This window comes from Streptomyces phytophilus, assembly GCF_013870535.1.
Classification (GTDB): domain Bacteria; phylum Actinomycetota; class Actinomycetes; order Streptomycetales; family Streptomycetaceae; genus Streptomyces; species Streptomyces phytophilus.
Window position 1 is genome coordinate 1 of the sequence record NZ_JACBXC010000191.1, and the last position, 7,411, is coordinate 7,411.

Consider the following 7,411-nt stretch of genomic DNA (forward strand, 5'->3'; position numbering starts at 1 on the left):
AGCGGCGGCGGACGGGTCGACGGCCAGCGCCCAGCCTCCGACACGCAGTACGTGCCCGGCCGCGCCCTCCTCACCGGGGGCATCGCCCGCGCCGGGGTCGACGCGCACGGCCCGCACCTCGACGGAGCCGCGCAGCGCCGAGCCCACGGTGAGCCAGGGCCCCGGCACGTACGCGCAGTCGGGACCGCCGAAGGGGTCCCAGGCGGTGTCCGCCGGCCAGTGGGCCCGGCTCCGTGAGACGGCGGTGGTCTCGCCGATGGAGACCCTGGCGGACGGGCGGCGGTGGGAGGCCCGCCCGGCGGGGTCGAGGAGGACGACCGCGTTGTCGAGCGGGTCGGCGTCCGCGCAGGAACCGTCGCCCGCCGTGGGGTCGCCGGGGGTCTCGGGCGCGGTGTGGGTGGAGTACGCGAAGCGCGCGTAGCAGGGGTCGTCCGCGTGCAGGCGGCCCGGGTCGGCGTGGTCGCCGCCGTGGTTGACGACCCGTACGACGCCGTCCGCGGCGGTGCCGGAGGCGAGCCACCTGGGGGCGGGCAGCGAGCGGGTGAAGTCGGCCTGCTCGACGGCGGGAACGGCCTCCGGCTCGGTCCACACCGGGTGGCCGGGCGGCAGGGCGAGTCCGATGAAGCCCTTGCTCGCCCAGTACGGGGACGCCGGCCCGGAGTACGCCTGGAGGATGCCGCGGTACGGGCGGTGCCAGCCGAGCGTGAGCAGGCCGCGCCCGTCGGTGGCGCCGTTCGCCGTGAAGTGGTCGAGCACGCGGTTGGCGAGGGCGCGGGTCTCGCCGGGCGCGAGCGGCGTGGCGTCGAAGAGGGCGCCGGTCCACAGCGGGGCGAGCGCGGCGTGCCGGTAGGTCAGCGAGCGGCCCTGGACGACGGGGGAGCCGTTGGCGCCGTAGAGGAGCCGCTGGTCCGCGAGGAAGCGGTGGAGCCGCGTCCGGTAGCGGTCGAGGAGCCCGGCCGGGGCCGCGTCGCCCAGGATGCGGCAGAACCACAGCGGGTACAGGTGCATCGCCCACCCGTTGTAGTGGTCGAAGTTGCGCCGCTCCCCGCCGGTGAGGCCGTCGGAGTACCAGCCGTCGCCCGCGTACCAGCCGTCGGTGAGAGCGATCGTCCGGTCGAGGTCCTGCTGCCGCCAGGCGCCGCCGGCCGTACGGGCGAACGCCTCGGTGACGCCCTGGAACCAGACCCAGTTGTTGCCCGGCATCGGGTCGCCGACCATCGGGGCCAGCCAGTCCAGTATCCGCTGCTGCACCTTCGCCGGGAGCCGGTCCCAGATCCAGGGGCGGGTCTCGTGCAGCGCGAGCGCGATGGACGCGGCCTCGACCTTGGCCTGGTTGCATTCGGCGAAGGCCGGCCAGCGCCGCGGGTGGTGCGGGTCGGTGCCGGCGGCCAGGCCCGCGGCGTACCAGCCGGCGAGGTCGTGCGGGTCGGCGCCCGCCGCGCCCGCGAGCCGGAAGGCGGCCAGCAGGAACGTGCGGGCGAACCCTTCGAGCCCGTCGCTCAGCCGCCCGCTGACGCTCGGCACGCCGGGCAGGTCGATCAGGGAGTGCTCGTCGGTGGCGTACGGCCGGACGGCGAGCAGCAGGTCGTCCGCGGCCCGCTCCCAGCGCGCGCGGTCCCCGGCGGCGGTGCGGCCCATCAGTACCGGGTCTCCCATGCCAGTTCGTACTCCGCACGCATCTTGTCGCCCGCCTCCCTGCGCCACTCCCGGACGGCATCGTCCCATTCGCCGCGGGAGTTCCGCCCCTGCATGACGCCCTTGCGCAGGCTCTCGAACCGCAGGCCGAACAGCTTGGACATCTCGGCGTCCGTCGCCGAGTAGAGGGCCTCGGCGGGGTTGGGGATCAGCTTCTTGACGGCTTCCTTCTGGAAGGCGTACTGGCCGGGCACGATCTCCGGCTTCTGCGGGTAGTAGAGGGTGAACGGCGAGTCCGTGGCGAACGTCGTCGGCAGGGTGACCTCGGCCGTGCCCTGCGGGGTGAGGATCGGGTCGGTGCCTTCGAGGGTGTGGTCGGGGCCGCGTACGCCGTACTTGCGCAGCAGGTAGCCGTCGGTGCCGAAGGGGGCGGCGAGGGCGTTCATGGCGCGGAGGATCTGCTTGATGCGGGCCTCGGGGGCCTTCTTGACGATGAGGGTGGCGAAGTTGGCGCGGCCCTGCCACTGCCCGGCGGGGGTGGCGGCGTCCCAGTCGGGCGGCATCTGGTAGCCGATGTCCAGGCCCTCGGCTACCGGTTCGTACACGGTGTAGAAGTCGTTCCAGGCCGCGGGGCCGTCGGGGTGCATGACGATCTGCCCGTTGCCGAACCAGTCCTTGAACTTGCCAACGACGCTGAACGCGTCCGGGTGCACGACGCCGGCCCTGGTGAGCTGCAGTCCGGCGTCGAGGGCCTGCCGGCACTCCTCGGTCTCGTAGTAGTGCGTGAACCTGCCGTTCTCCTCCCGCCACCAGTTGGGCGCCCCCATCATCTGCATCAGCAGGTTCCAGGTGGTGGTGGGGTCGCCGAGGGCGTACTGGTGGGCCCCGGGGTCGGTGGCGTCCTTGCAGAGCCGGAAGAACTCGCGCCAGGTCTTCGGGTCGGGGTCGAGGCCCTTCTTCCGGAGGAGGTCGAGGCGGGTGAACGTGGGGCCGCTGGAGACCGGGCGCGGCATGGGCAGGGCGTAGATGCCGCCGTTGCGCACGCAGGGGAGCCAGGAGTCGGTGGGGATGTTCGCGAGGAACGGGTAGTCGCGGACGTTGTCACCGGAGAGGTGCGGGGTGAGGTCCTCGAAGAGGGCGTCGAGCATGTCGGGCGTGGCGGCGCTGTTCTGGTCCGGGGGCAGCATCAGCATCGCGTCCGGCAGGTCGCCGCCGGCCAGTGTGACCGCGAACTTCTGCGGGTAGTCGCCGACAGGGGTGATCTCGAAGCCGAGGTCGCAGCCGACGTACTCGTTGAGCGCCTGCCACATGGCATTGCCGTCCACCGGGGGCGGCACCGGGTTGAAGATCAGGTTCATGATCTTGATGCCGGGGCCCTCGGCGGGCGGGCCGTCCGGGAAGGCCGCCACCACCTCGCGGGGGAAGTGCCGGTGGCCGGCGGAGACGCCGTCCGCGGTGGCGGGCATGTCCGTCGGCACGCCGCGGTACGGGACGTACGCGGGCAGCTCCGCCTTCGCGTTGGCCAGCCGGGCCGGCCGGGGCTCGAAGTCGCCGCAGCCGGTGAGGGCCAGGCCGGCCCCGGTGCCGGCCGCGGCGGCGAGGAAGCCGCGGCGGGTGAGAGGTGTCTTCATGGTTATCCCTTCACCGCCCCGATCATCACGCCCTTGTTCATGTGGCGCTGGACGAAGGGGTAGACGAGCACGATCGGGACGATCGACAGCACGAGGATGGCCGCCTGGAGCGACTGCGCCGGCGGCACCGGCGCGCCGGCGGCGGCGTCGATCTGGCCGCCGCTGAGCGAGGCGTTGTTCACGACGTACGTGCGGAGCACCAGTTGCATGGGCCACTTGGCGGCGTCGTTCATGAACAGCAGCGCGTTGAAGAACGCGTTCCAGTACGTGACGGCGTAGAAGAGGCCGATGACGCCGACGGACGCCTTGGACAGCGGCAGGACGACACGGCTCAGGATCGACCACTCCGACGCGCCGTCGATACGGGCGGCGTCGAGCAGTTCCTTCGGGATGCTCATGAAGAAGGAGCGCAGGACGATCACGTTGAACGCGTTGATCATGGTGGGCAGGATGAGCGACCAGTAGCTGTTGATCATGCCGAGCTGCTTGACCGTCAGATAGGTGGGGATGACGCCCGGCACGAACAGCATGGACATCAGCAGCAGCATGAGGATCGGCTTGTGCCCGAAGGAGCCGGGGCGGCTCAGCCCGTACGCGAGCATGATCGAGCTGACGAGGCTGAGGGCCGTGCCGACCACGGTGATCCCGACGCTCACCATCATCGCCCTGGACACCAGCCCGCCGGAGAGCAGCGCCGTGTACGAGTCGAGGGTCGGGTGGTCGGGCCAGAGCACGAACCCGCCGGCCTCGGTGACCTGTGCGGAGCCGGCGACGGATGTCGAGACGATGGCCACGAAGGGCACCACGACCAGCAGCACGCAGACCAGCAGGAGCAGCGACTTCAGGGCGCGCCACGGCGGCGAGCCGGGGCTCTCGCCGGGGATCGCGCTGTACGCCCGGTGCGTCCTGCCGCCGCTGCGGCGGGGCCGGGTGGGGGACAGGGTGGTCATGACCGGTAGACACCTTCCTCGCCGAAGAGATGGGCGATCTTGTTGGCGCCCAGCACGAGCACCACCCCGACGACGCCCTTGACCAGCCCGACGGCGGCGGCGACACCCCACTGCCCGCCGACGAGGCCGTTGTTGAAGACGTACGTGTCGAGCACTTCGCTGTCCTGGAGCCCCACGGCCGTCTGCTGGAGCAGGATCTGCTCGAAGCCGACGGACAGGGCGTCGCCGAGGCGCAGGATGAGCAGCAGGATCACCAGGCTGCGCAGCGCGGGCAGGGTGACGTGCCAGGTCTGCCGCAAGCGGCTGGCGCCGTCCATCGCGGACGCCTCGTACAGGTTGTTGTCGACGCGGGAGAGGGCGGCGAGGAAGAGGATCGTGCCCCAGCCGGCGTCCTTCCAGATCACCTGGAAGGTGAGGAGCGCCTTGAACGTGTCCGGGTTGCCGATGATGTTCCAGGTGCCCAGGTCGTGGCTCTGCAGGAACAGGTTGAGCATGCCGGTCTGCCCCAGCATCTGCTGGAAGAGGGCGACGATGACGACCCAGGACAGGAAGTGCGGCAGGTACAGGACGTTCTGCACCCACTTCTTGAGCCGTTCGCTGACCAGGCTGTTCAGCGCCAGCGCCAGCGCGATCGGCACCGGGAAGACGAACACGACCTGGATCAGCGTCAGCTGCAGGGTGTTGGACAGGGCCCGCAGGAACTGCTCGTTGCCGTCGAAGACGACGTCGAAGTTGTCGAAGCCGGTCCAGGGGCTGTGCATGATGCCGATGTACGGCTGGTAGTCCTGGAAGGCGATGACGTTCCCGAGCAGCGGTATGTAGTGGAACAGCAGCAGGGCCGCGAGTCCCGGGACGGCGAACCAGAACAGGGCGAGGTCGCGGCGGTTGCCCGGTCGCAGCCGCCTCAGCGGGAGCCGCTTGCCCGCGCCGCCGCTCTTCTCGGCCGGTGGGGCGGCCGTCTGTTGAAGCGTTGTCATCGGTTGGAGCCCTTTCCTCATTGAAAGACGGGCGTTCCGCTTCCGGTCACGCCAGCCGCGGCAGCGCCCGGCGGGTGACCTCTCCGCACAGCGGCTCTCCGGCCAACCAGCGGGCGACCTCGGCGACGGCGTACCGCCCGAGCCGCCGCACCTCGGTGCCCTGGGCCCCGGCGATGTGCGGCGTGAGGAGCACGTGGGGCAGCGCGGCGAGGGGGTGGTCCGGGGGCAGGGGTTCCGGGTCGGTGACGTCGAGGTACGCCTCCAGGCGGCCGGAGACGCACTCCCTGGTCAGGGACTCGGTGTCGACGATCGCGCCCCGCGCGGTGTTGATCAGCGCGGCGCCGTCGGGGAGCAGGGCGAGCTTCGCGGCGTCGAGCAGGCCGGTGGTCTCCGGCAGCAGCGGCGCGTGCACGCTGACGACGGCCGAGCGCCGGCACAGCTCGTCCAGTTCGACCCGCCGGGCGCCGAGCAGCCGCGCCTCGTCGTCGGTCAGGTACGGGTCGCTGACCAGGATGCGGTAGCCGGCGTCGGAGCCGGCGAGTTCGGCGATCACACCGCGGCCGATCCGGGAGGCGCCGACGATGCCCACGGTGGCGCCGTCGCCCCCGGCGCGGGAGCGGGGCCCGGGCCACCCGGCCGTGTAGCCGGCCGCCATGGCAAGGGTGCGCCGGGCGGCGAGGGTGATCAGGGCGACGGAGTACGAGACGACGGGGCCGGCGTTGGCGTCGGCGGCACAGGACACGCGGATACCGCGCTCCCATACCGCCTCGCCGACCAGGGACTTGACCGTGCCCGCAGCGTGCACCACCGCCCGCAGCCGCGGGGCGCCCGCCACCACCTCGGCGGTGAGCGGCGGGCAGCCCCAACTGCTGAGGAGGACCTCCGCGTCGGCGAGCGCGGCCGGGAAGCGGGCGTGCACCTCGGTGCCGGCCGCGTCGGTGAGCAGCCGTACGTGTCCGGCCAGTCGGGCGCGCAGCTCCCGGGGCAGGACGAGGCCGGCGACATCGGGGCCCATGACGCACACCGCCCCGGGGCGGTCGGCGCGTACGAGGCGAGTCGCCATGTCAGCGGCCTTCGGCCGGTGCGCGGTCGTCGTGCGCGACGCCGGTTCCCCGGGTTCGGCCGGCGGGGCGCAGGCGAAGGGTGCGGATCTGGAAGGGACGCATCCTGACGACGGCGGCCGCGCCGGCCTCGGTCAGCTCGCCGAGCGGGCGCTCCAGCAGGTCGCAGTCGCTGATCCCGGCAACCGGGAAGCCGGCCGTGACCGTGGCCGACACCGCGCCGCCGCACGCCTCGTACAGCCGCACTACGACATCGCCGCCGCGGTCGTCGGCCAGCTTCACCGACTCGACCACGACGTCGGGGTGGTCGACCGCGACCAGCGGCGCGGCCTCGGCGTCCGCGGGGCGGGGCGGCAGGTTGAGGGCGTACCCGCCCGCGATCGCCTCCTCGATACCGGCGCCCGCGACCAGCGCGTACGTGAAGGTGTGGCGGCCCCGGTCGGCCTGCGGGTCGGGGCTGTGCGGGGCGCGGAGCAAGGACAGCCGTACGGTCGTGGTGGTCCCGCCGTCGTCCCGGGTGCCGCGGCCGACGTCGTGCCCGTAGGTGGAGTCGTTGAGCAGGGCCGCGCCCCAGTGGCGTTCGCCCACGTGGATCCAGCGGTGCGCCCACTTCTCGAAGCGGGCCGCGTCCCAGCTCGTGTTCTCGTGGGTGGGCCGGCGCACATGCCCGAACTGGATCTCCGCGCTCTCCTCCTCGGCGTGCACGTCCAGCGGCCAGGCGGCCTTGAGTACGGTGTCCCGCTCCTGCCAGTCGATGTCCGTACGGACGGTGAGCTGCCTGCTCTCCGCCGCCAGTTCCAGGTGCTGCACCACTGCCGAGTCGCCGAACGTCCTCCGCACCCGGACCGAGGCGAGCAGCGGCCCGCTCTCGGCGAGGGCGACCTCGTCGGCGTCGCGCAGGTCGCGCACGGTGTCGCGGTAGTACGGGTCGATGTTCCAGGCGGACCAGACGTTCGGGTCGTCGGGGTGGGTCTGGAGGAGGTTGCCGGCCGTGCCGGGCGCGATCGCCTCGCGGCCGGCGGCGTGGTCGTAGACCGACGTGACCAGCCCGTCGGCACCGACGGCCACGGTGAGCAGACCGTTCCCCAGCACGTAGCCGCCCGACTCGGGCTTCGCCGTCACGGGGGCCGCCGGCGTGTCCAGGACGTCTCCGCCGC

At 72.4% G+C, this 7,411-nt stretch carries 6 protein-coding genes; all 6 read right to left on the reverse strand.

The window, feature by feature from the left end; translation table 11 throughout:
- The coding region (locus H5J30_RS12050) for a DUF2264 domain-containing protein (RefSeq protein WP_258563265.1) at positions 1-1,656 on the reverse strand (1,656 nt) is incomplete at its 3' end.
- Positions 1,638-3,266 (reverse strand): extracellular solute-binding protein, encoded by a 1,629-nt coding sequence (locus tag H5J30_RS12055; protein ID WP_181787431.1) that lies wholly within the window; start codon positions 3,264-3,266, stop codon positions 1,638-1,640. The genes H5J30_RS12055 and H5J30_RS12050, both read right to left, overlap by 19 nt.
- A 2-nt stretch (positions 3,267-3,268) precedes the next feature.
- Positions 3,269-4,216: a carbohydrate ABC transporter permease gene (locus tag H5J30_RS12060; RefSeq protein ID WP_181787432.1), complete on the reverse strand. Its 948-nt coding sequence runs from the start codon at positions 4,214-4,216 to the stop codon at positions 3,269-3,271.
- Entirely contained in the window at positions 4,213-5,193 is a 981-nt protein-coding gene (locus tag H5J30_RS12065; protein WP_181787433.1) for an ABC transporter permease, read from the reverse strand. Before H5J30_RS12065 ends, H5J30_RS12060 begins: the two co-directional genes overlap by 4 nt.
- Before the next feature lie 46 nt (positions 5,194-5,239).
- On the reverse strand, positions 5,240-6,256 hold the full coding sequence (locus tag H5J30_RS12070) for a hydroxyacid dehydrogenase (protein WP_181787434.1): 1,017 nt from the start codon (positions 6,254-6,256) through the stop codon (positions 5,240-5,242).
- Between the two features lies 1 nt (position 6,257).
- A partial coding sequence (locus tag H5J30_RS12075) for a glycoside hydrolase family 38 C-terminal domain-containing protein (protein WP_258563266.1) occupies positions 6,258-7,411 on the reverse strand: 1,154 nt, incomplete at its 5' end.